The organism is Streptomyces sp. R35 (assembly GCF_041053035.1).
Classification (GTDB): Bacteria; Actinomycetota; Actinomycetes; order Streptomycetales; family Streptomycetaceae; genus Streptomyces; species Streptomyces lutosisoli.
In genome coordinates this window covers 6,075,034-6,099,783 of sequence record NZ_CP163440.1, presented here as the reverse complement: position 1 = coordinate 6,099,783, position 24,750 = coordinate 6,075,034, and the positions used below count along the sequence as shown (strand labels likewise).

Below are 24,750 nucleotides of genomic sequence, written 5' to 3'. Positions count from 1 at the left end.
CGCGTTTCCCCGTCGTGGCTCCGTCGGTCTCCCGGCACGCCGCGAGACCACCAGAACCGAGCTTCCAAGAAGGTGTCGAGATGTCCCAGCCGCAAGCCGATCCCCTGCTCCCCCTCGGCGTCGGCGTGCCCGATGGCGTCGCCGCGTACAACGACACGACGGTGGAACTGCCCGAGGGCGCGCTGCACGAGCTCTTCGCCGCGCAGGCCGCCCGCACCCCGGACGCCGTCGCCCTGGTCCGCGAGGACCGCCGGCTCACCTACCGGGAGCTCGACGGGGCGGCCAACGCCCTCGCGCACCGGCTGATCGCCGCCGGTGTACAGCCGGGCGACTCGGTCGGGCTCCTCTTCGACCGGTCGCTCGCCTATGTGATCACCGTGCTCGCCGTCCTCAAGAGCGGCGGTGTGTACGTCCCCCTCGACCCGCGCCAGCCCGCCGAGCGCCTCGGCTGGATCCTCGGCAACACCGAGGCCGTCCTGCTGGTCACGGACCGCGCGACCGAGGAGGAGACCGCCTTCGCGGGTGAGCTGCCCGCCCTGCGGCTGACCGAGGACACCGTGACGGCGCAGGAGCCGGCCGGTGCCCCCGAGGTGGCCGTCCATCCGGACCAGCCGCTGTACGTGATGTTCACCTCCGGCTCCAGCGGCACCCCCAAGGGCGTCGTCAACACCCACCGCAATGTGGTGGAACTGGCCCTGGACCCCGGCTTCGGCACCGAGGCGCACCAGCGGGTCCTCGCCTACTCGCCGCTGCCCTTCGACTCCTCGACGTACGAGCTGTGGGTGCCGCTGCTGCGCGGCGGTCTGGCCGTGGTGCTGCCCGCGCCGAAGATCGACATCGGTGAGCTGGGCGAGGCCATCGCGCGCTACGACGCGACTGCCGCGTACTTCACGACCGCGCTGTTCGACGCGATGGCCAGCGAGACGATCGAGAGCCTGGCCCGGCTGAAGGAGATCTGGACCGGCGGCGACGTACTGTCCGCCACCGCCTTGCAGCGGGTGCTCGACCACTGCCCCGACACCACGGTCGTGCACGTCTACGGCCCCACCGAGGCCACCGTCTTCTGCAGCTACCAGGCGTTCACGCCGGACATCCGCACGCTGGAGCGGCTCCACCTGGGCATCCCGATGGCGAACACCGCGATGTACGTCCTCGATACCGAGCTGCGCCACACCGCCCCCGGCGAGACCGGTGAACTCTATGTGGCGGGGCCTCACTTGGCGCAGGGTTACGCCCGGCTGCCCGCCCTGTCCGCCGAGCGTTTCACCGCCGACCCGTACGGCCCCGCCGGTACCCGCATGTACCGCACCGGCGACCTCGCCGCCTGGAACGAGCACGGCGAGATCGTGTTCCTGGGCCGCGCCGACCAGCAGGTCAAACTGCGCGGCAACCGCATCGAGCTCGGCGAGATCGAGACCGTCCTGGTCCGCCACCCGTCCGTGGCCCAGGCCGCGGTGATCGTCCGCGAGGACCGGCCCGGCGACAAGCGCCTGGTGGCCTACGTGGTGCCCGCCGTGGAAGGGGTCCTCGACGGCGCGGAGCTGCTCCGGTACGCCGGCGAGGAACTGGTCGAGTACATGGTCCCCTCGGCGGTCGTCCCGCTGGGCTCGCTGCCGCTGACCGCGAACGGCAAGCTGGACCGCCGCGCGCTGCCCGCCCCCAAGCTCGGCGGCACCGCGAACGGCCGGGCCCCCCGCAACCCCGTCGAGGAGGTCCTGGCCGGGCTGTTCGCCTACGCGCTGGGGCTGCCGTCCGTCGGGATCGACGACGACTTCTTCACCATCGGCGGCCACTCGCTGCTCGCCACCCGCCTGGTCAGCCGGATCCGCACCACCCTGGACGTCCAGCTGACGCTGCGGGAGTTCTTCACCTGCCCGACGGTGGCACTCCTCGCCGAATACATCGCCGCGGACGGCGGCGAGTCCGCCCGCCCGGCGCTGACGGCGGCCGAGGAGCGGCCCGAGCTGCTCCCGCTGTCGTCGGCCCAGCAGCGGCTGTGGTTCCTCGACCAGATGGAGGGCCCGTCAGCCACGTACAACATCCCGCTCGCCGTCCGGGTGCGCGGCGAACTGAACGTCGCGGCACTGGAGTCGGCGTTCACCGATGTGCTGGGCCGGCACGAGAGCCTGCGCACGGTCTTCGGCACGGCCGAGGGGCGGACCTACCAGCGGGTGCTGCCCGCGGACGACGTACGGATCGAGCTGCCGGTCACGCCGGCGGACGAATCCACGCTCGCCGGGCTGCTGGCCGAGGAGTCCGAGCGGGCCTTCGACCTCGCGGCCGATCTGCCCGTACGGGCCCGGCTGCTGAGGACCGGCGAGCGGGACCACGTGCTGCTGGTGGTGATGCACCACATCGTGTCGGACGGCTGGTCGTACCAGCCGCTCATGCGCGACCTGAGCACCGCCTACGCGACCCGCTCGCGCGGACAGCGCCCGGCCTGGGAGCCACTGCCCGTCCAGTACGCCGACTACGCCCTGTGGCACCGCGCGCTGCTCGGCGACCCGGCGGACACGGAGAGCGTCGAGTCCCTCCAACTGTCCTACTGGCGAGACGCGTTGGCGGACCTCCCCGAGGAGGTCACCCTCCCCGCCGACCGGCAGCGCCCGGCCGTCTCCTCCTACCGGGGCGCCACCCGCACCGTGCACTGCCCGCCGGCGGTGCACGCGGCCCTCGCGGCGCTGGCCCGTGAGTCGGGGGCGTCGGTGTTCATGGTGGCCCAGGCGGCGGTGTCGACGCTGCTCGCCCGTTCCGGCGCGGGCCACGACATCCCGCTCGGTTCGCCGATCGCGGGCCGCACCGACCAGGCGCTCGACGACCTGGTGGGCTTCTTCGTCAACACCCTCGTCCTGCGCACGGACCTGTCGGGCAACCCGAGTTTCCGTGAGCTCCTCACCCGCGTCCGGGAGACCGACCTGGCGGCCTGGGGCCACCAGGACCTCCCCTTCGACCGGCTCGTCGAGGCCGTCAACCCGGACCGTTCGGCGGCCCGGCACCCGCTCTTCCAGGTCATGCTGACGCTGACGGACGCGGCCACGCCGACGCTCGTCGCCGAGGGTCTGGAGACGGAGTCGGAGTTCACCTGGCTGCGGGCCGCCAAGTTCGACCTGACGTTCTCCTTCGCCGAGCACCGCACGGCGGACGGGGAGCCCGGCGGCCTCGACATCACCGTCGAGTACGCCACCGACCTGTACGACGCCCGCACCGTCGAGGCGGCCGCCGGGCGCCTGGTCCGGCTGCTGTCGGAGGCGGCGACCCACCCCGAACTGCCCGTCGGTGACCTGGAGTTGCTCTCCGGCCAGGAGCGCGGACTGCTCCTGGAGGAGTGGAGCGGGGAGGTCACCGCGGCCCCGGAGGCCGGTCTCGGCGCCCTGTTCGCCGCGCAGGTGGCCCGCACCCCGGACGCGGTCGCCCTGATCGACTCGGCAAGCGACCTGACCTACGCCGAGCTGGACGAGCGCGCCAACCGCCTCGCCCACCACCTGATCGCCGAAGGAGTGCGGCCCGGCAGCCGGGTGGCGCTCTTCCAGGAGCGCTCGCTGAACGCCGTGATCGCCACCCTGGCCGTGGTCAAAGCGGGAGCCGTCTACGTCCCGCTCGACACCCGCTACCCGATGGAGCGCGTCCAGCTCATCGTCGAGCAGTCGGCCGTCGAAATCCTCCTCACCGACCGCGACGCCGGGGAGCTCCAACTCCCCGCCGGAGCCAGGGCCCTTTCCGTAGAGGCCCCGGCCGAGGGCGACGCGAGCGACCCGCACGTTCCGGTCCACCCCGACCAGGCCGTCTACGCCATGTTCACCTCGGGCTCGACCGGAGTCCCGAAGGGCGTCGCGGTCACCCACCGCAACGTGGCCGACCTCGCCGCCCAGACCATGTACGCCAACGGCAACCACAGCCGGGTCCTCTTCCACTCCCCGATGGCCTTCGACGCCTCCACCTACGAGATGTGGGTGCCGTGGCTGAACGGCGGCACCCTCGTCGTCGCGCCCGCCGGCCACCTCGACACCGCCGCCTACCAACAGCTCCTGACCGAGCACCGCATCACCAGCCTGTGGATGACGGCTGGCCTGTTCCGCCTCATCGCCGAAGAAGCCCCGGCCGCGTTCACCGGCGTACGCGAAGTCTGGGCCGGTGGCGACGTCGTCCCGCCCGAGGCCGTACGCCGCGTCATGGACCACAACCCGCAGATCACCGTCGTCAACGGATACGGACCCACCGAGACCACCACCTTCGCCGCCACCCACCACATCCGCCGCCCCTACGACTACCCCGGCACCATCCCGATCGGCGAACCCCTCGACAACCACCGCCTCTACGTCCTCGACGAACACCTCGGCCTGGTGGCGCCGGGCACCCCGGGCGAGCTCTACGTCGCGGGCGCGGGTCTGGCCCAGGGTTACCTGGACCGGCCGGGCATGACGGCCGAGCGGTTCGTCGCCGACCCGTACGGTCCCGCAGGCACCCGGATGTACCGCACCGGTGACCTGGTCCGCTGGAACCAGGAAGGCTCACTCGACTACCTCGGACGGGCCGACCAGCAGGTCAAGCTGCGCGGCTTCCGTATCGAACTCGGCGAGATCGAGACCGTGTTGGCGGCCCAGGACGCCATCGCGCAGGCGACGGTCATCGTTCGCGAGGACCGGCCCGGCGACAAGCGCCTGGTCGCCTACCTCGTCGCCGCCGAGGGCCGGAAGGCCGACGCGAAGGCGATTCACCGGGAGATCTCCGGTTCGCTGCCCGAGTACATGGTCCCGTCGGCGTTCGTGACGCTGGACGCGATCCCGCTGACCGTGAACGGCAAGGTGGACCGCAAGGCCCTGCCCGCGCCGCAGGTCACCCACGACACCGGCGGGCGTGCCGCGCGTAACCCGGTCGAGGAAGTCCTCTGCGGGCTGTTCGCGGAGATCCTCGGGCTGCCGTCGGTGACCATCGACGACCACTTCTTCCACCGGGGCGGGCATTCCCTGCTCGCCACCCGGCTGATCAGCCGCATGCGGCAGGCGTTCGGGGTCCAGATCACCGTCAAGGACCTCTTCCAGGGGCCGACACCGGCGGCGCTCGCGGAGTTCGTCGACGCCGGCGGGGACGGTGTGCGGCGGCCCGCCCTGCGGGAGATGACCCGTCCGGAGCGGGTGCCGCTGTCGTCGGCCCAGCAACGGCTGTGGTTCCTCGACCAGTTGGAGGGCCCGTCCTCGACGTACAACATCCCGCTCGCGCTGCGCCTCAAGGGCGAACTGGACCGGGAGGCGCTGCGCCTCGCGCTGACCGACCTGGTGGTCCGGCACGAGAGCCTGCGCACGATGTTCGCGGTGGCCGACGGCGACTTCCACCAGCAGGTGCTGCCCGCGGACGGGGTCCGGGTCGAGCTGCCGGTCACGCCGGCGGACGAGGACTCCCTGGCGGAGCTGCTCGGCGCCGAGGCCGCGCGCACCTTCGACCTGGCGGCCGGACTCCCGCTCCGCGCCGCCCTGTTCGACCTGGGCGAGCGGGACCAGGTGCTCATGGTGGTCATCCACCACATCGCCTCCGACGGCTGGTCCACCACCCCGCTGCTGCGTGACCTCGCCGCCGCCTACGAGGCCCGTGTGCTGGGCGAGGCCCCCGGCTGGGAGCCCCTGCCGGTGCAGTACGCCGACTACACGCTGTGGCAGCAGGAGCTGCTCGCGGCGGACGGCGAGCGCCAGGCGGAGTTCTGGAGCCACACGCTGGACGGGTTGCCGGACGAGGCCACCCTGCCGGCCGACCGGCCGCGCCCGGCCGCCGCCACCTACCGGGGGCGGACCCACGGCGTCCACTGCCCGCCCGAGCTGCACCAGGCGCTGACCCGGCTGGCCCGGGAGACCGGCACCACGATGTTCATGGTCGCCCAGGCCGCGGTCGCCACCGCCCTGTCCCGCTCGGGGGCGGGCACGGACATCCCGATCGGCGCCCCGATCGCGGGCCGTACGGACGAGGCGCTCGACGGGTTGGTCGGCTTCTTCGTCAACACCCTGGTGCTCCGTACGGACGTGGAGGGCGACCCGGGCTTCCGGGAGCTGCTCGGCCGGGTCCGGGACACCGATCTGGCCGCCTGGTCCCACCAGGACCTGCCTTTCGACCGGCTGGTCGAGCTGCTCAACCCGGCCCGCTCCACCTCCCGCCACCCGCTGTTCCAGGTGGCCCTGACCCTTCAGGAAGCGGTCACGCCGTCGCTGGAACTCCCAGGCGTGGAGACCGAGTCGGGCTTCACCCCGTTGGAGATCGCCAAGTTCGACCTGACCTTCTCCTTCCACGAGCACCGGACGGCGGACGGGCAGCCGGGCGGTCTGGACATCAGGGTCGAGTACGCCACCGACCTGTACGACGCCCGTACCGTCGAGGGGCTCGCGGATCGGCTCGTGCGACTGCTGGAATCGGCAGTCGCCGCGCCGGAACTGCCCGTCGGGGAGCTGGAGTTCACCGGCCCCGAGGAGCGGGAGCGGCTGCTGGCGCTGGGCGCGGGTCCGGTCACCGAGGGCGGCTTCCCGGACGCGGGTCTCGCGGAGCTGTTCGCCGCGCAGGTGGCCCGTACGCCGGACGCGGTCGCGGTGGCGTCCGAGGAGCGCTCCTTCACCTACGCCGAACTCGACGCCGAGTCCGACCGGTTCGCGCAGCGGATCATCGGGCTCGGGGTCGGCCCCGAATCCGTCGTCGCCCTGATGATGGAGCGCTCGGCCGACCTCCTGGTCGCCATGCTCGCGGTCGTGAAGGCCGGCGGCGCCTACGCGCCCCTCAACCCGGCCGACCCGGACACCCGCCACACCCAGATCCTCGATGAACTCGACGCGCCGGTCCTGATCACCGACCGGGCGCTGGCCGACCATCCGCTGGTCACCCGGGCGCAGGCCCGGGACCTCGTCGTCGAGGCCAAGGACCTCGACGGCCGACCCGCGACGAGGACCACCGCCCCGACCCACCCCGACCAGTGGCTGTACGTCATGTTCACCTCGGGCTCGACCGGCGTCCCGAAGGGTGTCGCCGTCACCCACCGCAACGTGGCCGACCTGGCCCGCCAGCGGATGTACGAGGGCGGCGCCCACCAGCGGGTCCTCTTCCACTCCCCGCACACCTTCGACGCCTCCACCTACGAGATCTGGGTGCCGTGGCTGACCGGCGGCACGGTCGTCGTGGCGCCCCGGGGCCACCTGGAGACCGGCACGCTGAGCGAGCTGATCGCCGAGTACTCGATCACGAGTCTGTGGCTGACGGCGGGGCTGTTCCGGGTGATGGCCGAGGAGGCGCCGGAGGCCTTCGTGGGGCTCCGGGAGGTGTGGGCGGGCGGGGACGTCGTCCCGCCGGAGGCCGTGCGCCGGATCCACGAGAACTGCCCGGACACCACCGTCGTCAACGGCTACGGGCCGACCGAGACCACCACCTTCGCCACCACCCACCGCATCCACCGTCCGCTCGACTACCCGGGCACCGTCCCGATCGGCGAACCCCTCGACAACCACCGCCTCTACGTCCTCGACTCCGCGCTCCGGCTCGTTCCGGCCGGTGCGCCCGGCGAGCTGTACATCGCCGGGGCCGGTCTGGCGCGCGGCTATGTGGGCCGCCCGTCGCTCACCGCCGAGCGGTTCGTCGCCGACCCGTACGCCGATGAACCGGGCGCCCGGATGTACCGCACCGGGGACCTGGTGCGCTGGAACCACGAGGGCTCGCTGGAGTACCTCGGCCGGGCCGACCAGCAGGTCAAGCTGCGTGGCTTCCGCATCGAACTCGGCGAGATCGAGACGGTGCTGACGGGCCATGAAAGCATCGTCCAGGCCACGGTGATCGTCCGCGAGGACCGGCCCGGAGACAAGCGGCTCGTCGCCTACCTCGTGACCGCCGAGGGCGGCGTCGACCTGAACGACCTGCGCCGGCACGCCACTTCGGCACTCCCCGAGTACATGGTCCCGTCGGCCTTCATGCTCCTCGACGCGATCCCGCTGACCGCCAACGGCAAGATCGACCGGCGCGCGCTGCCCACCCCGCAGGTCACCCACGATGTCACCGGACGTGCCCCGCGCACCCCCCAGGAAGAGGTCCTGTGCGGCCTGTTCGCGGCGGTCCTCGGGCTCCCGTCGGCCACCATCGACGACAACTTCTTCCACCGGGGCGGCCACTCCCTGCTCGCCACCCGCCTCATCAGCCGCATCCGCCAGGCCTTCGGCGTCCAGCTCGGCGTCCGGGACCTGTTCCGGTCCCCGACCGTGGTCGCGCTGTCCGAGCGGGTCACGGAGGGCAGCGGTGAACTTCCCCGGGCCGCACTGACCCGCGCGCAGGAGCGCCCCGAGCGCGTGCCGCTGTCCTCCGCCCAGCAACGGCTCTGGTTCCTGGACCAGATGGAGGGCCCGTCGGCGACGTACAACATCCCGATGGCGCTGCGCCTCACCGGCGCGGTGGACGTCGAGGCCCTGCGGCAGGCCCTCACCGACCTGGTCACCCGCCACGAGAGCCTGCGCACCGTCTACCCCACCCACGAGGGCAAGGCCTACCAGTCGGTGCGGGCCCCCGAGCCGGTCGAGCTGCCCGTCGTCCCGGTCACGGACGACACGCTCGCCGCCCGCCTCGCCGGCCTCTCCGCCATCCCCTTCGACCTGGCCTCCGGCATCCCGCTCCGCGCCCACCTGCTGGCCCTCGGCGACCAGGAGCACGTCCTGCTCCTGGTGATCCACCACATCGCCTCCGACGGCTGGTCCAACGCCCCCCTCTTCCGCGACCTGGCCGCCGCCTACGCGGCCCGCACCGAGGGGCAGGCACCGGAGTGGGAGCCGCTGCCCGTCCAGTACGCCGACTACGCGCTGTGGCAGCAGCAGCTGATGGAGGAGGACGAGGAGCGCCAACTCGGCTTCTGGCGGCAGGCATTGGCCGACCTGCCGGAGGAGGCCACCCTCCCGGCCGACCGGGCCCGCCCGGCAACCGCCTCCTACCGGGGCAGCACGCACACCGTCCACTGCCCCGCCGAGCTGCACGGCTCGCTGACCTCGCTGGCCCAGGACACCGGCACCACCTTCTTCATGGTCGCCCAGGCGGCCGTGTCCACCCTCCTCGCCCGCTCCGGCGCCGGGTCAGACATCCCGCTCGGCTCCCCCGTCGCCGGCCGCACCGACCAGCAACTCGACGACCTGGTCGGGTTCTTCGTCAACACCCTGGTCCTTCGCACCGACCTGACCGGCACCCCGAGCTTCCGCGACCTGCTGCACCGGGTCCGCGAGACCGACCTGGCCGCCTGGAACCACCAGGACCTGCCCTTCGACCGGATCGTGGAGATCCTCAACCCCGAGCGCACACCGGCCCGCCACCCGCTCTTCCAGGTCATGCTCACCCTGGGCGACACGTCGGCCGAGGCGCCCGAACTGCCCGGCCTGGACACGGCGTACGAGTTCTCGCAGGTGGAGATCGCCAAGTTCGACCTCACCTTCGGCTTCGCGGAGCACCGGGGGCCGGACGGAGAGCCCGGCGGTCTGGACATCACCGTCGAGTACGCGACCGATCTGTATGACGCGAGCACCATCGAGAGCGTCGCGGTCCGTCTCGTACGACTGCTGGAGGCGGCCGTCGCTGCTCCTGAACTTCCGGTCGGCGAGCTGGAGTTGCTGTCTCCCGGGGAGCGGGCTCTGCTGCTGGAGTCGCGGGCCGGGTCCGTCACCGGAAGCGCCGACGCCGGGCTCGGGGAGCTGTTCGCCGCGCAGGTGGCCCGCACCCCGGACGCGGTGGCCGTCGTCCACGCCACCCAGGAACTGACGTACCGCGAACTGGACGAGCGCGCCAACCGCCTCGCCCACCACCTGATATCGGAAGGTGTGGAGCCCGGCAGCCGGGTGGCGCTCTTCCAGGAGCGCTCACTCGACGCCGTCATCGCCACGCTCGCCGTGGTCAAGGCCGGAGCGGTCTACGTCCCGCTCGACACCCGCTACCCGATGGAGCGCGTCCAGCTCATCGTCGAGCAGTCGGCGGTCAAGGTCTTCCTCACCGACCGCGGCCCCGAAAGCCTCCAACTCCCGGCCGGCGCACGGGCGATCTCCGTGGCAGCCCCGGCCGAGGGCGACGCGAGCGACCCGCACGTTCCGGTCCACCCCGACCAGGCCGTGTACGCCATGTTCACCTCCGGCTCGACCGGAGTGCCGAAGGGCGTGGCGGTCACCCACCGCAATGTGGCCGACCTGGCCGCCCAGACCATGTACGCCAACGGCAACCACAGCCGGGTCCTCTTCCACTCGCCGATGGCCTTCGACGCCTCGACGTACGAGATGTGGGTGCCCTGGCTCAACGGAGCGACGCTGGTCGTCGCCCCGGCCGGCCACCTCGACACCGCCGCCTACCAGCAGCTCCTGTCCGAGCACCGCATCACCAGCCTGTGGATGACAGCGGGCCTGTTCCGCCTCATCGCCGAAGAAGCCCCGGCCGCGTTCACCGGCGTACGCGAAGTCTGGGCCGGCGGCGACGTCGTCCCGCCCGAGGCCGTACGCCGCGTCATGGACCACAACCCGCAGATCACCGTCGTCAACGGCTACGGCCCGACCGAGACCACCACCTTCGCCGCCACCCACCACATCCGCCGCCCCTACGACTACCCAGGCACCGTCCCCATCGGCGAACCCCTCGACAACCACCGCCTCTACGTCCTCGACGAACACCTCGGCCTGGTCGCACCCGGCACCCCCGGCGAGCTCTACATCGCCGGAACCGGACTCGCGCAGGGCTACCTGGACCGCCCGGGACAGACCGCCGACCGTTTCGTCGCCGACCCGTACGGCCCCGCCGGCACCCGGATGTACCGCACCGGTGACCTCGTCCGCTGGAACCAGGAAGGCTCGCTCGACTACCTCGGACGGGCCGACGAACAGGTCAAGCTGCGCGGCTTCCGTATCGAACTCGGCGAGATCGAGACCGTGTTGGCGGCCCAGGACGCCATCGCTCAGGCGACGGTCATCGTCCGCGAGGACCGGCCCGGCGACAAGCGTCTCGTGGCCTATCTGACCGCGCAGGACGGGGCGCGGATCGACGACGAGGACGTGCGGCGGCGGATGTCGGGGCTGCTGCCCGAGTACATGGTTCCGTCGGCGTTCGTGACGCTGGACGCGATCCCCTTGACCGTGAACGGCAAGGTGGACCGCAAGGCCCTGCCCGAGCCGCAGGTCACGCACGACACCGCGGGGCGCGCGCCCCGTACCCCCAAGGAAGAAGTCCTCTGCGGGCTGTTCGCGGAGATGCTCGGACTGCCGTCGGTCACCATCGACGACCACTTCTTCCACCTGGGCGGGCACTCCCTGCTCGCCACCCGGCTCGTGGGCCGGATCCGCACCGTACTCGGGGTCGAGCTGTCCGTGGCGACCCTCTTCGAAAACCCGATCGTGGCAACGCTCGTCGAGAAGCTCGACGGCGCCGAGGCCGCAAGGCCCAAACTGCGGCCGATGCGCCGGATGGGAGCGACCAAGTGATCCCCTTGTCCTACGCCCAGCAGCGGCTGTGGTTCATCGCCCAGATGGAAGGGCCGTCGACCACCTACAACATCCCGCTGGCAGTGCGGCTCACCGGTGAACTCGACCGTGCCGCCCTGCTGTCGGCCCTCGCCGACGTCATCGGCCGGCACGAGAGTCTGCGGACGATCTTCCCGGACCAGGACGGCACCCCGTACCAGCACATCCTCGAAGAGGAGGACGTGGAGTTCGAACTGCCCGTCGTGCCGGCCACGGCCGGGACGCTGGAGGCGGTTCTCGCCGAGGAGTCCGCGCAGGTCTTCCACCTGGCGGTGGATCTGCCGGTCCGGGCGCGGCTGATCGCGCTCGCCGAGCAGGAGCACGTCCTGCTCGTGGTGATGCACCACATCGTCTCGGACGGCGGCTCGACGGCCCCGCTGCTCCAGGACCTGGCGACCGCCTACGGCGCCCGGGTCCAGGGGCAGGCCCCCGAGTGGGAGCCGCTGCCGGTGCAGTACGGCGACTACACGCTGTGGCAGCAGGAGCTGCTCGGCGAGGCGGACGATCCGGAGAGCGCCGGGTCGCGTCAACTCGAGTTCTGGCGCGAGACGTTGGCGGAGCTGCCGGAGGAGGCCACCCTGCCGGCCGACCGGCCGCGCCCGGCCACCGCCTCGTATCACGGTGCCACCTGCGACGCGCACCTTCCCGCGGACGTCCACGCCGGACTGACGCACCTGGCGCGGGAGTCGGGGGCGACCCTGTTCATGGCGACTCAGGCGGCGGTCGCGACCGTGCTGTCCCGCTCCGGGGCGGGCCTCGACATCCCGGTCGGCTCGCCGGTCTCCGGACGTATCGACGAGGCCCTCGACGGGCTGGTCGGCTTCTTCGTCAACACGCTGGTGCTGCGGACGGATCTGACGGGCGACCCGAGCTTCCGGGAGCTGCTCGGCCGGGTCCGCAAGACGGACCTGGCGGCGTGGGGCCAGCAGGACCTGCCCTTCGACCGGCTGGTGGAGGTGCTCAACCCGGAGCGCTCCGCCTCCCGGCACCCCCTCTTCCAGGTGATGCTCACCATGGGTGAGACCGGTTCGAACGCCGTCGGCTTCCCGGGCCTCGACGCCCGGACCGAGTACAGCGCGCTGCAGATCGCCAAGTTCGACCTGACCTTCGGCTTCGCCGAGCACCGCACCCGGGACGGCCGGCCGAACGGCCTGGACATCACCATTGAGTACGCCACCGACCTGTACGACGCCCGTACGATCGACGCGCTCATGGCCCGGCTGCGGCGGCTCCTGGAAGCGGTGCTCACCTCGCCCGACACCCCGCTGTCCGTGCTGGACCTGCTCGGCGAGCACGAGCGCCGGCTGCTCCTGGAGGAGTGGAGCGGCGCGGTCACCGGGGCGCCCGAGGCGAGCCTCGCCGAACTGTTCGCGGCGCAGGCCGCCCGTACCCCGGACGCGATCGCCCTGGTCGACGACGTCCACGAGGTCACCTACGCCGAGCTCGACGAGGCCACCAACCGTGCGGCCCACCACCTCATCAACCTCGGTGTCCAGCAGCACGACGTGGTCGCCGTCCTGATGGAGCGCTCGGCCGACCTGCTCACCGCGCTGCTGTCGGTGACCAAGGCCGGAGCGGTGTACGCCCCGCTGAACACCACCGACCCGGACTCCCGCCTCACCCAGATCCTGGCCGACACCGGGGCTCCGGTCCTGCTGACCGACGCGGCCCTGTCCGACCACCCGCTCGTCGCGGAGACCACCGCCCAGGTCGTCGTCCTCGACGGCACCACCGGGCTCGACCACCTGCCCGCGACGGCTCCGGCGCGCACGATCCACCCCGACCAGCCGCTGTACGCGATGTTCACCTCGGGCTCGACCGGCGTCCCGAAGGGCGTGGCGGTCACCCACCGCAATGTGGCCGACCTGGCCGCCCAGACCATGTACGCCAACGGCAACCACAGCCGGGTCCTGTTCCACTCACCAGCCGCGTTCGACGCGTCCACCTTCGAGATATGGGTGCCCTGGCTGAACGGCGGCACCGTCGTCGTCGCACCCCCCGGCCATCTCGACCCCACGGCCTACGGGCGGCTGCTGGCCGAGCACTCGATCACCAGCCTGTGGATGACGGCGGGCCTGTTCCGGGTCATGGCCGAGGAGGCACCGGCCGCGTTCGCGGGCGTCCGCGAGGTGTGGGCCGGCGGTGACGTCGTCCCGCCGGAGGCCGTGCGCCGGATCCACGAGAACTGCCCGGACACCACCGTCGTCAACGGCTACGGGCCGACGGAGACCACGACGTTCGCCGCCACCCACCACATCCACCGTCCGCTCGACTACCCGGGCACCGTCCCGATCGGCGAACCCCTCGACAACCACCGCCTCTACGTCCTGGACCACCACCTCCAGCTCGTCCCGCCCGGCACCCCGGGCGAGCTCTACATCGCCGGAACCGGTCTCGCCCAGGGCTACCTCAACCGGCCGGGCATGACGGCCGAGCGGTTCGTCGCCGACCCGTACGGCCCGGCAGGTACCCGCATGTACCGCACCGGTGACCTCGCCGCCTGGAACCACGAAGGCTCCCTGGAGTACCTGGGCCGGGCCGACCAGCAGGTCAAGCTGCGCGGCTTCCGCATCGAACTCGGCGAGATCGAGACCGCGCTGGCGGCCTGCGACTCCGTCGCCCAGGCGACCGTGGTCATCCGTGAGGACCGGCCCGGCGACAAGCGTCTCGTCGCCTACCTCGTCGCCGCCGACGGCACACGGCTCGACACCAAGGCGGTCCAGCGCGAGGTCTCCGGCTCGCTGCCCGAGTACATGGTCCCGTCCGCCTTCGTCACCCTCGACGCGATCCCGCTGACCACCAACGGCAAGATCGACCGCCGTGCCCTGCCGGCGCCCCAGAACACCGGCGACACCGGCGGGCGCGCACCCCGCACCCCCGCCGAGGAAGTGCTCTGCGGTCTGTTCGCCGCCGTGCTCGGGCTGCCGTCGGTCACCATCGACGACCACTTCTTCCACCGCGGCGGGCACTCCCTGCTCGCCACCCGGCTCATCAGCCGCATCCGCGCCGTGTGGGACACCCAGATCACCATCCGGGACCTGTTCCAGTACGCGACGGTCGCGCTGCTCTCCGAGCGGCTCACGGCCGAGAGCAGCGGGGAACAGCGTCCGGCGCTGCTGCCCGAGGACCGTCCGGAGCGGGTGCCGCTGTCGTCCGCCCAGCAACGGCTCTGGTTCCTCGACCAGATGGAAGGCCCGTCCGCCACCTACAACATCCCGATGGCCCTGCGCCTCAAGGGAACCCTCGACCCCGACGCACTCCAGCTGGCCCTCACCGACCTGGTCACCCGCCACGAGAGCCTGCGAACGGTCTACCCGACCCACGAGAACAAGGCCTACCAGGCCGTCCTTCCCGCGGCCACCACCGCGCTGGCCATCATCCCCGCGACCGAGGACACCCTCGACGGGCTGCTGGGCGCCGAGGCCGGACACGCCTTCGACCTGGCGGGCGAACGCCCCTTCCGCGCAAGCCTGTTCCGGCTCGGCGCCGAGGACCACGTCCTGATGCTGGTCGTCCACCACATCGCCTCCGACGGCTGGTCCAACGGCCCGCTCTTCCGCGATCTGGCCGCCGCCTACGAGGCCCGCGTCCAGGGCGAGACCCCGGAGTGGGAGCCGCTGCCGGTCCAGTACGCCGACTACGCCCTGTGGCAGCAGAGGCTGCTTCAGGACAGCGAGGACCGCCAACTCGACTACTGGCGCGAGGCTCTGGCCGAACTCCCGGAGGAAGCGACCCTTCCCACCGACCGTGCCCGCCCCGCCACCGCCTCCAACCAGGGCACCACCCACACCGTCCACTGCCCCGCCGAACTGCACACCTCGCTGACCTCGCTGGCCCAGGACACCGGCACCACCTTCTTCATGGTCGCCCAGGCGGCCGTGTCCACCCTCCTCGCCCGCTCCGGCGCCGGGTCCGACATCCCGCTCGGCTCCCCCGTCGCCGGCCGCACCGACCAGAAGCTCGACGACCTCATCGGCTTCTTCGTCAACACCCTTGTCCTGCGCACGGATCTGTCGGGCAACCCGACCTTCCGCGACCTGCTCACCCGCGTCCGGGAGACCGACCTCTCCGCCTGGGCCCACGAGGATCTGCCCTTCGACCGGCTCGTCGAAGCCCTCAACCCCGAGCGCACCACCGCCCGGCACCCCCTCTTCCAGGTCATGCTCACCGTCGGCGACACCAGCACCAGGGCGCCCGAACTCCCGGGCCTGGAGAGCGAGTTCGCCTTCCCCTCCGCCTCCATCGCCAAGTTCGACCTGACCTTCGCGTTCGCGGAGCACCGGACGGCGGACGGACAGCCGGGCGGCCTCGACATCACCATCGAGTACGCCACCGACCTCTACGACGCCCGCACCATCCAGGCCACCGCCGACCGCCTCGTCCGCCTCCTCACCACCGCCGTCAACCAGCCCGAACTCCCCGTCGGCGACATCGAGCTGCTCTCCGACGACGAGCGCGTACGGGTACGGGACTGGAGCGGTCCCCAGGCGCCGGCGCCGGTCCTCGGTCTGGACGGGCTGTTCACCGGGCAGGCGGCGCGCACACCGGACTCGGTGGCGCTGGTCTTCGAGGACCAGCAGGTGACGTACGCCGAGCTGGACGTCTGGTCCAACCGGCTGGCCCGGCACCTGACCTCGCGGGGCGTCGAGCCCGGCAGCATCGTGGCCATCCACCTGGAGCGCTCGCCGCATCTGATCGCCTCCCTGCTCGCGGCGCTGAAGGCCGGCGCCGGATACACGCTGCTGGACCCGCAGTTCCCGGCCGACCGGCTGACCACCGTCCTCGGGCAGACCAACCCGTCGGCGCTGGTCACCCAGAGCCACCTCACGGCCCTGCCGACCTCGGCCACCCTGGTCGACCTGACCGTCGACACCCCCGCGATCAGCACTCTCTCGGGGGCGCCGGTGGAGACGGGCGGGCACCCGGAGACGACGGCGTGCGTGATGTTCACCTCCGGCTCGACCGGAGTGCCCAAGGGCGTCGCGGCCTCGCACCGGGCGCTGGCGGCCACCTTCATCGGCCCGGACTATCTGCACTTCGGGCCGGAGCAGACCTATCTGCAGAGCTCGCCCGTGTCGTGGGACGCCTTCGCCCTGGAGGTCTTCGGGCCGCTGCTGCACGGCGGGATCTGCGTCCTTCAGCCCGGCCAGCACACCGACCCGCACCAGATCGCGGAGCTGGTGGAGCGGCACGGGATCACCACGCTGCAGATGTCGGCGAGCCTGTTCAACCACATGCTCGACGAGCACCCGGCGGTCTTCTCCCGGCTCCGGGAGGCCATGACGGCCGGTGAGGCGGCCTCGCCCGCGCACGCCGCCAAGGCGCTGGCCGACCACCCCCACCTGCACCTGGTCAACGGCTACGGTCCCGCGGAGAGCATGGGGTTCACCACCGCCCACACCATCAGCGCGCCCGCGCCGGCCATCCCCATCGGCCGGCCCATCACCGGCAAGCACGCCTACGTCCTCGACGAGAACCTGCGTCTGCTGCCGCCGGGCGTCCCCGGCGAGCTGTACGTCGCCGGGCACGGGCTCGCGCACGGCTACATCGGGCAGCCCGGGCTCAGTGCCGAGCGGTTCGTCGCCGACCCGCACGGGGCGCCCGGCTCGCGGATGTACCGGACCGGCGACCTGGCCCGCTGGAGCCAGGACGGAGCGCTGGAGTACTTCGGGCGGGCCGACCAGCAGATCAAGTTGCGGGGCTTTCGCATAGAGCCGGGTGAGATCGAGTCGGCGATGCTGCGGCACGCCTCCGTCGCCCAGGCCGCCGTGATGATCCGTGAGGACCGGCCCGGCGACAAGCGCCTGGTGGCGTACGTGGTGACCGTGGACGGCGGTGTGCCGGACATCCCGGAGCTGCGCCGGCACGCGGTGGCGGCGCTGCCCGAGTACATGGTGCCCGCCGCCATCGTGCCGCTGGACGCGCTGCCGCTGACGGTGAACGGCAAGCTCGACCGGCGGGCGCTGCCCGAGCCGCCGCAGGCCGGCCGGACCGGCGGGCGCGCACCGCGCACCCCGGCCGAGGAGGTCCTGTGCGGGCTGTTCGCGGCGACGCTCGGACTGCCGTCGGTCACCATCGACGACCACTTCTTCCACCTGGGCGGGCACTCCCTGCTCGCCACCCGGCTCATCGGCCGCATCCGTGCCGTCTGGGACACCCCGGTCACCATCCGGGACCTGTTCCAGTACCCGACACCCGCGCTGCTGGGCGAGCACATCGCCGCCGGCACGGGCGGGAACCCGCTGGAGACCCTGCTGCCGATCCGCTCCGCGAGCGAGGGCGGTCAAGCCCCGCTGTTCTGCGTGCACCCCATCTCGGGGATGAGCTGGTCCTACGCCGGGCTGCTGCGGCACATCGGCGACCAGCGGCCGCTGATCGGCCTCCAGGCACGGGAGTTGACGGACCCCTCGGGGCGGCCCGCCTCCATGGAGGAGATGGCCGACACGTACGTGGCCGAAATCCGCTCCGTCCAGCCGCACGGCCCGTACCACCTGCTGGGCTGGTCGTTCGGCGGTCTGATCGCCCACGCCGTCGCCGCCCGCCTGGAGGAGCTGGGCGAGCAAGTGGCCCTGCTCGGGCTGCTCGACTCCTATCCGCTGCCCGACGGCTTCGAGGCGCCCGCCATCACCGGGCGCGAGGTCCTGACCGCGCTGCTCGGCACCCGCGGCGCCGAACTGGCCGTGGCGTGCGCGGACGGTGTGCCGGACGCCGCCGAACTGGCGGAGGTGCTGCGCGCCGAGGACCCGATCCTGGGTGCGCTGGAGCCGGCCCAGGCCGCCGCGGTCGTCGAGGCCACCGCGGGGAACCTGGAGATGCGCTACCGGTACGTTCCCGGGCGGCAGTTCAGCGGCGACATGGTGTTCTTCAACGCGCGCCGCACGCCCGCCGCCATGACCGGCGCCGAGTCCTGGGCACCGTATGTTCTCGGCCATGTCGAGGAGCACGACATCGACTGCGAGCACTGGGACATGACCGGCGCCGAGCCCCTGAGGGAGATCGGCAAGGTCGTGTCCGAGCACCTGCGGGCGGTACACCACTGACGTCTGGCACCACCGGGCCACCTCGGCGCCCGGGTCCACCTCACAAGGGTGGGCCCGGGCGCTTCGACGTGTGCCCCGCCGGTCCGCCTGGGCAATTGCCCGCAGCCTGCCGCTCTTGCCGCCGGGCTGCGGGTTCCGGCCTGCATAGCGTGATGTTGTCCGCAGGTCACGGCTTCACCGGCAACAGAAGGTCAAGGACATGATGGTGGATCATTCCGACTGGCGTGTCGGGGTCGCTTCGGCCCCCGTCCATCACGGCGAGATTCTGCAAGGCGTGTTCACCGGTGAGGGAGGACTCACCAGGGGTCTCGTCACCCTTCCCTGCACCATCCACACGACCAGAGCCACCTTCATCCCCGCCCCCGGTCCCGAGGTCACCGTCTCACCCGAGTGGAAGGGCAAGGCGCGGCGCGCGGCGGAACTCGCCGTCCGGGCCGTGACGCCGCCGGACGCCGGGCCGTGGGGCGGTCATCTGGAACTGACCGGGGATGTGCCGCTGTGCCGCGGGTTCGGCTCGTCGACGAGCGATGTGCTGGCCGCCATCTGGGCGGTGAAGGACGCGTTCGTCAGCCCGTTGCCGCCGCAGGAGGTGGCCCGGCTGGCCGTGCGCGCCGAAACCGCCTCCGACTCCCTGATGTTCGAGGAGTCCACCGTGCTGTTCGCCCAGCGCGAGGGCGCGGTGATCGAGGACTTCGGCTACCGGATGCCGCCGGTCCGGGTGCTGGGCTTCGGCTCCCGCCCCGAGGGCGGCGGGCGGGGCGTGGACACGCTGGCGTTCGCGCCGGCGAGCTACGGCCAGGAGGAGATCGACCTCTTCGCCCGGCTGCGGGACATGCTCCGGGAGGCCATCCAGATGAAGGACGTCGCGCTGCTGGGTTCGGTGGCGACGGCGAGTACGGAGATCAATCAGCGCCATCTGCCGATACCCGGGCTCGACCGGATCCGGGACATCGCCCGGACCTCCGGCGCGCTGGGCGTGCAGGCGGCGCACAGCGGAGACATCGCGGGCCTCCTCTTCGACCGGGACGACCCGGACGTCGACGCCCGCGCCGCGCTGGCCCAGCGCCTCCTGCAAGAGATCGGTATCGACGAGCAGTGGAACTACACGACCGGTGACTGACGGGTGACTGACATGACGACGACGACTCTGCCGAAGGCTCACTCCTCGATCGTGGAGGCCACCGAGCTCCCACGCATCATCAAGGTGAGCGACAACCTCTACGCGGCGGCCTTCAGCCTGATGAAGCTGCTGCCCGCCCGCCACATCATCGACCGCGCCGAGGCCGCCGGGCTGCTCTCCCCGGGCACCCCGGTCATCGAGACTTCCTCCGGGACGTTCGCCCTGGGCCTGGCCATGGTCTGCGGGCTGCGCGGCTACCCGCTGACCATCGTCGGCGACTCGGCCATCGACCGGGATCTGCGCACCCGCCTCGAAATGCTCGGCACGACGGTGGAGATCGTCGAGCACACCGGCCAGCCCGGCGGCATCCAGGGCGCACGCCTGGCCCGGGTGGAGGAGCTGCGCCGGCTCCAGCCCGACGCCTTCGTCCCCGGCCAGTACGACAACCCCGACAACCCGGGCGCGTACAGCATCGTCGCCGACCTGATCGGCGACACCGTCGGCTCCGTCGACTGCCTGGTGGGCCCGGTGGGTTCGGGCGGTTCGACGGGCGGGCTCGCCGCGTCGCTGCGGCCCGGCAACCCGGCGCTGCACCTGGTCGGCGTGGACACGCACGGCAGCATCATCTTCGGCACCCCCGACGGGCCCCGGACGCTGCGCGGGCTCGGCAGCAGCATCCACCCGGGCAACGTCAAGCACGCGGCGTACGACGAGGTCCACTGGGTGACGGCCCCCGAGGCGTTCCACGCGACGCACGACCTCTACCGCGCGCACGGCCTGTTCATGGGACCGACCAGCGGAGCCTCCTTCCAGGTGGCGTCCTGGTGGGCGGAGCACAACCCGGGGAGCACCGTGGTGATGGTGCTGCCGGACGAGGGCTACCGCTACCAGTCCACGGTCTACAACGACGCCTGGCTGAGCGCCCAGGGCATCGTCCCGGCGCCCGCCCCGGGCGGCCCGGTCACCGTCGAGCACCCGCTGGACGCGACCGCCGCCTGGTCCCGGCTGCTGTGGGCGCGCCGCGGCTTCGACGACGTGGTCATGCCGGAGGTCGACTCATGAGCGGGCGGCTACTGCTCCTGATCGAGAGCAACACCACCGGAACGGGGCGGCTGTTCGCGCGCCGCGCGGCCCAGCGCGGAGTGGAGCCGGTCCTGCTGTGCGCGGACCCGGGCCGCTATCCGTACGTCGCCGAGGACGGGCTGCGGACCGTCACCGTGGACACCGCGAACGAGGCCGCGCTGTGGGCGGCGGTCTCCGAACTGGCCGGCGAGGCACCGATCGCCGGTGTGCTGACCAGCTCCGAGTACTACGTCCCCACCGCGGCCGCGGTCGCCGCGCGGCTCGGTCTGCCGGGCCCTGACGCCGAGGCCGTACGGGCCTGCCGCGACAAGGCCGAGCAGCGGCGGATCCTCGCCGGGGCGGGCGTCGGGGTGCCGGGCTTCGCGGTCGTCGACGAGGTCGCCGGCGCTGTCGTCGCCGCGGCGGAGTTCGGGCTTCCGGTGGTGGTGAAGCCGGTGCAGGGCTCCGGGAGCCTCGGCGTGCGGCTGTGCGCGGACGCCGGCGAGGTGGCCGAGCACGCCCGGACGCTGCTGGCGGCCACCGTCAACGAGCGGGGGGTCGCGGCACCGCGCCGGATCCTGGTCGAGGAGTACCTGAGCGGACCGGAGTTCTCCGTCGAGGTGTTCGGCACGGAGGCGGTGGTGACGGTCGCCAAGCACGTCGGTCCGCTCCCCGTGTTCGTGGAGGTCGGCCACGACGTCCCGGCGTCGCTGCCGGCCGGGTCGGAACGCGCGCTGCGGGAGACCGCGGTGCGCGCCGTGGAGGCGCTCGGGCTCGGCTGGGGCGCGGCCCATGTGGAGCTGCGCCTGGAGAGCACCGGCGCCAAGGTCATCGAGGTCAACCCGCGGCTCGCCGGCGGCATGATCCCCGAACTCGTGCGCAGGGCCTGCGGTATCGACCTGGTCCTCGCCCAGGTCCTGTCCGCGCTCGGCGAGATTCCCGAACTGGAGCGCGGCGTCTACGCCCGCGCCTCGATCCGCTTCCTGACCGCCGAGCGCGACGGCATCCTCACCCACGCCGGCGCGCTCGACGAGGCCGTCACCCGCGCCCGCGCCGTCCCGAACGTCGTGGAAGCTGCCGTCTACCGCGTCCCGGGCGAACCCGTGGGCCCCGCCGAGGACTTCCGCGGCCGCATCGGCCACACCATCGCCGTCGCCGACCACCCCGCCCCGGCCGCCGAGGCCGCCGACCGGGGAGCCGCCCTGCTCGCCGAGGCCGTGTCGTACACACACCTGACCGCGACGGAGGCCCTCGCATGACAACCGCGACAGCATCCGGTGTCGACACCGGGCGGCTCAAGGCAGCCCTCGACGCCGAGGCGCACCGCATCGTCTACGCCTCGTACCTGCCGGACGACGCGGCGGACGACGGGCTCGGTGCGGAGCTGCGGTGCATCAGCGAGGTGGACCGGGCGCATCTGGTCATGCTGACCGAGCGCGGCATCGTGGACGCCGCTCGTGCCGGGCAACTGCTGCGGGCCATCGAGGAGTTGCGCGAGCAGAACTTCGGTCCGGTGCGCGGCAGGCCGATGCCGCGCGGCGTGTACCTGGCGTACGAGGGCCATCTCATCGAGCAGCTGGGCGACGAGACCGGCGGCATCCTGCACACCGGCCGCTCCCGCAACGACCTCAACGCCACCACCACCCGGCTGAAGGTCCGCACCCCCTATCTGGCGCTGCTGGACGCGGTGGACACCCTCGCCGCGGTGCTCCTGGCGAAGGCCGAGGAGTACGCGGGCGTGACGATGCCGGCGTACACGCACGGCCAGCCCGCCGTGCCGATCACCTACGGGCACTACCTGGCGGGTGTCGCCGGCGCCGTGCTGCGCGCGTACGGCGGGCTCCTCGACGCGGGCCGGCAGATCGACGTCAACCCGCTCGGCGCGGGCGCCATCGGTGGCACCTCCGTGCCGATCGACCCGGCCCGCACGGCGGAACTCCTCGGCTTCACCTCGGCCGCGCCCAACTCGGTCGACGCCGTGGCCTCCCGGGACTTCGTCCTCCAGCTGCTGTCCGCGTCCGCCGTGCTCGGCGTCGCGCTGGCCCGCATCGCGCGCGATCTGAGCACCTGGACGTCGGAGGAGTCCGGGCTGCTGCGGGTGGGCGACACGCTGGTGGGTTCGAGCTCGATGATGCCGCAGAAGCGCAACCCGTTCCTGCTGGAGCACATCCAGGGCAGGTCCACCGCGAGCCTGGGCGCGTTCATGAGCGCGGCCTCCGCGATGACCACCGGCGGCTACACCAACGCCATCGCCGTGGGCACCGAGGCCGTACGCCACCTCTGGCCGGGCCTGAGCGACACCACCGACGCGGTCACGCTGCTGCGCCTGGTCGTGGCGGGCACGGAACCGGAGCGGGAGCGGATGGAGCAGCGGGCCGTCGACGGGTTCACCTCGGCGACGTACCTGGCGGAACGCCTGGTCCTGGAGGGCACGCCGTTCCGGGCGGCGCACCACCAGGTGGGCGAGACCGTCCTGGCGGCACTGGACTCCGGCCGGTCGCTCGCGGACACCTCCGACTTCGCGGGCGATCTCGCCCCGGACCGGGTCGCCCGGGACTGCGCCCACGGTGGCGGACCGGGCAGCGATGGACTACCGCCCCTCACCACGCAACTCGGTGTGCTTCACACTGAGTTGGTCGCCCGGCGGATCCGCTGGTCGGGCGCCGAATCGCTTCTCACCGAAGCCGTTCAGAAGGCGGTACTTACATGACTGCCCCGACGCTCGAACCACCCCCGGAGATCACCGTGAAACCCAAACGCGGCGGCCTGCTGCACCAGCGCGACTTCCGCCTGCTGTGGCTAGGCGAGACAACCAACCGTGTCGGCATCAACATCACCACCGTCGCGATGCCGCTGGTGGCGGTGGTGACGCTCAACGCCAGCACGTTCGCCGTGAGTGTGCTGGCCGCCGCGCCCTGGCTGCCCTGGCTGCTGATCGGCCTGCCGGCCGGCGCCTGGGTGGACCGCATGCGGCGCAGACCCCTCATGCTGGCCTGCAACGTGGGCTCGCTGCTCCTCCTGGCCAGCGTGCCCATAGCCGCCTGGCTCGACGTCCTCACCATGACCCAGATGCTGATCGTCGCCCTGCTCAACGGCCTGGCGGCGGTGTTCTTCGGCATCTCCTACAAGGTGTACGTGCCCTCCATAGTCGAGCGGAAGGACCTCCAAGAGGCCAACGCCAAGCTTCAGGGCAGTGAGTCGGTGGCGCAGGTCGCGGGTCTGGGCGGCGGCGGCCTCCTCGCCGGGGCGTTCGGCGCGGCCTCAGGACTGCTGGTCAACGCGCTGACGTTCCTCTTCTCGGCCCTGTGCCTGTCCCGCATCCGCGCCGAGGAACCCCGCCCCGAGCAGCCCAAGGAGCGCGCCCCGCTGCGCCAGGACATCAAGGAGGGCCTCCAGTACACGGTGAAGGACCCCTACCTGCGCATCCTGACGGGGTACGGCACCGTCACCAACCTGCTCCTGACGGCGTACCAGGCCATCCTGCCGGTTTTCATGATCCGGCAGCTGATGGTGGCGGAAGGCGCGGTCGGCTGGCTGCTGGCCTCCAGCAGCATCGGCGGACTCCTGGGCGCCACCCTCGCCAAACGCATCGCCGACCGGCACGGAACCGCGCGCGGACTGCAGCTCGCCACACTGTTCACCGCTCCCTTCGGCCTGCTCATTCCGATGGCGGGGGAGGGCTGGCAGCTGGTGACCCTGGCGATCGGCAGCGCACTCCTCGCCCTGGGCGTGGTGCTGGCCAACGTGATCCAGGGAGCCTTCCGGCAGCGCTACTGCCCGCCGCAGCTCCTCGGCCGCGTCACTTCCTGCATCTCGGTGGCCAACTTCGGTGCCATCCCCTTCGGTTCACTGCTCGGCGGCGCACTCGGCACCGCGCTCGGCCTGCGGCCGACGCTGTGGATGCTGACCGCCGGCCTGGCGGTGACCCCCCTGATTCTCCTGATCGGGCCGATGCGCGGCAGGCGCGACCTGCCTTCCGCACCCGACCCGTCGGGCGGACGCGACCTGACGGTCGAGCCCCGCACAGCATGAGGCCCGACCGGCT

The 24,750-nt window shown here is 72.1% G+C and carries 7 protein-coding genes; all 7 read left to right on the top strand.

The window, feature by feature from the left end:
* Nucleotides 1-80 precede the first annotated feature (80 nt).
* The 7 genes from AB5J50_RS27790 (at nt 81) to AB5J50_RS27760 (ending at nt 24,737) form a co-directional block, all read left to right on the top strand.
* Entirely contained in the window at nt 81-11,444 is an 11,364-nt protein-coding gene (locus AB5J50_RS27790) for an amino acid adenylation domain-containing protein (protein ID WP_369260978.1), read from the top strand.
* Nucleotides 11,441-18,523, top strand: coding sequence for an amino acid adenylation domain-containing protein (locus tag AB5J50_RS27785; RefSeq protein WP_369260977.1), 7,083 nt, complete (start codon nt 11,441-11,443; stop codon nt 18,521-18,523). Before AB5J50_RS27790 ends, AB5J50_RS27785 begins: the two co-directional genes overlap by 4 nt.
* Before the next feature lie 274 nt (nt 18,524-18,797).
* Nucleotides 18,798-19,643: a kinase gene (locus tag AB5J50_RS27780; RefSeq protein ID WP_369260976.1), complete on the top strand. Its 846-nt coding sequence runs from the start codon at nt 18,798-18,800 to the stop codon at nt 19,641-19,643.
* A 12-nt stretch (nt 19,644-19,655) separates the two neighbouring features.
* A complete protein-coding gene (locus AB5J50_RS27775; RefSeq protein ID WP_327430532.1) occupies nt 19,656-20,705 on the top strand; it encodes a cysteine synthase family protein in 1,050 nt (349 codons plus the stop codon).
* The gene (locus AB5J50_RS27770) at nt 20,702-21,964 is read left to right on the top strand and encodes an ATP-grasp domain-containing protein (protein ID WP_369260975.1); all 1,263 of its coding nucleotides are present in this window, start codon (nt 20,702-20,704) and stop codon (nt 21,962-21,964) included. Before AB5J50_RS27775 ends, AB5J50_RS27770 begins: the two co-directional genes overlap by 4 nt.
* Nucleotides 21,961-23,415 carry an argininosuccinate lyase gene (gene argH / locus AB5J50_RS27765; protein WP_369260974.1) on the top strand — a complete coding sequence of 485 codons (1,455 nt, stop codon included), beginning with the start codon at nt 21,961-21,963 and terminating at the stop codon, nt 23,413-23,415. Before AB5J50_RS27770 ends, argH begins: the two co-directional genes overlap by 4 nt.
* Nucleotides 23,412-24,737, top strand: coding sequence for an MFS transporter (locus tag AB5J50_RS27760; RefSeq protein ID WP_369260973.1), 1,326 nt, complete (start codon nt 23,412-23,414; stop codon nt 24,735-24,737). The genes argH and AB5J50_RS27760 overlap by 4 nt, the downstream gene beginning before the upstream one ends.
* Nucleotides 24,738-24,750 lie beyond the last annotated feature (13 nt).

Coding starts and splice junctions, on each gene's coding strand:
- AB5J50_RS27790 (WP_369260978.1), top strand. CDS start 81: ATGTCCCAGCCGCAAGCCGATCCCCTGCTCCCCCTCGGCGTCGGCGTG.
- AB5J50_RS27775 (WP_327430532.1), top strand. CDS start 19,656: ATGACGACGACGACTCTGCCGAAGGCTCACTCCTCGATCGTGGAGGCC.
- AB5J50_RS27770 (WP_369260975.1), top strand. CDS start 20,702: ATGAGCGGGCGGCTACTGCTCCTGATCGAGAGCAACACCACCGGAACG.
- argH (WP_369260974.1), top strand. CDS start 21,961: ATGACAACCGCGACAGCATCCGGTGTCGACACCGGGCGGCTCAAGGCA.
- AB5J50_RS27760 (WP_369260973.1), top strand. CDS start 23,412: ATGACTGCCCCGACGCTCGAACCACCCCCGGAGATCACCGTGAAACCC.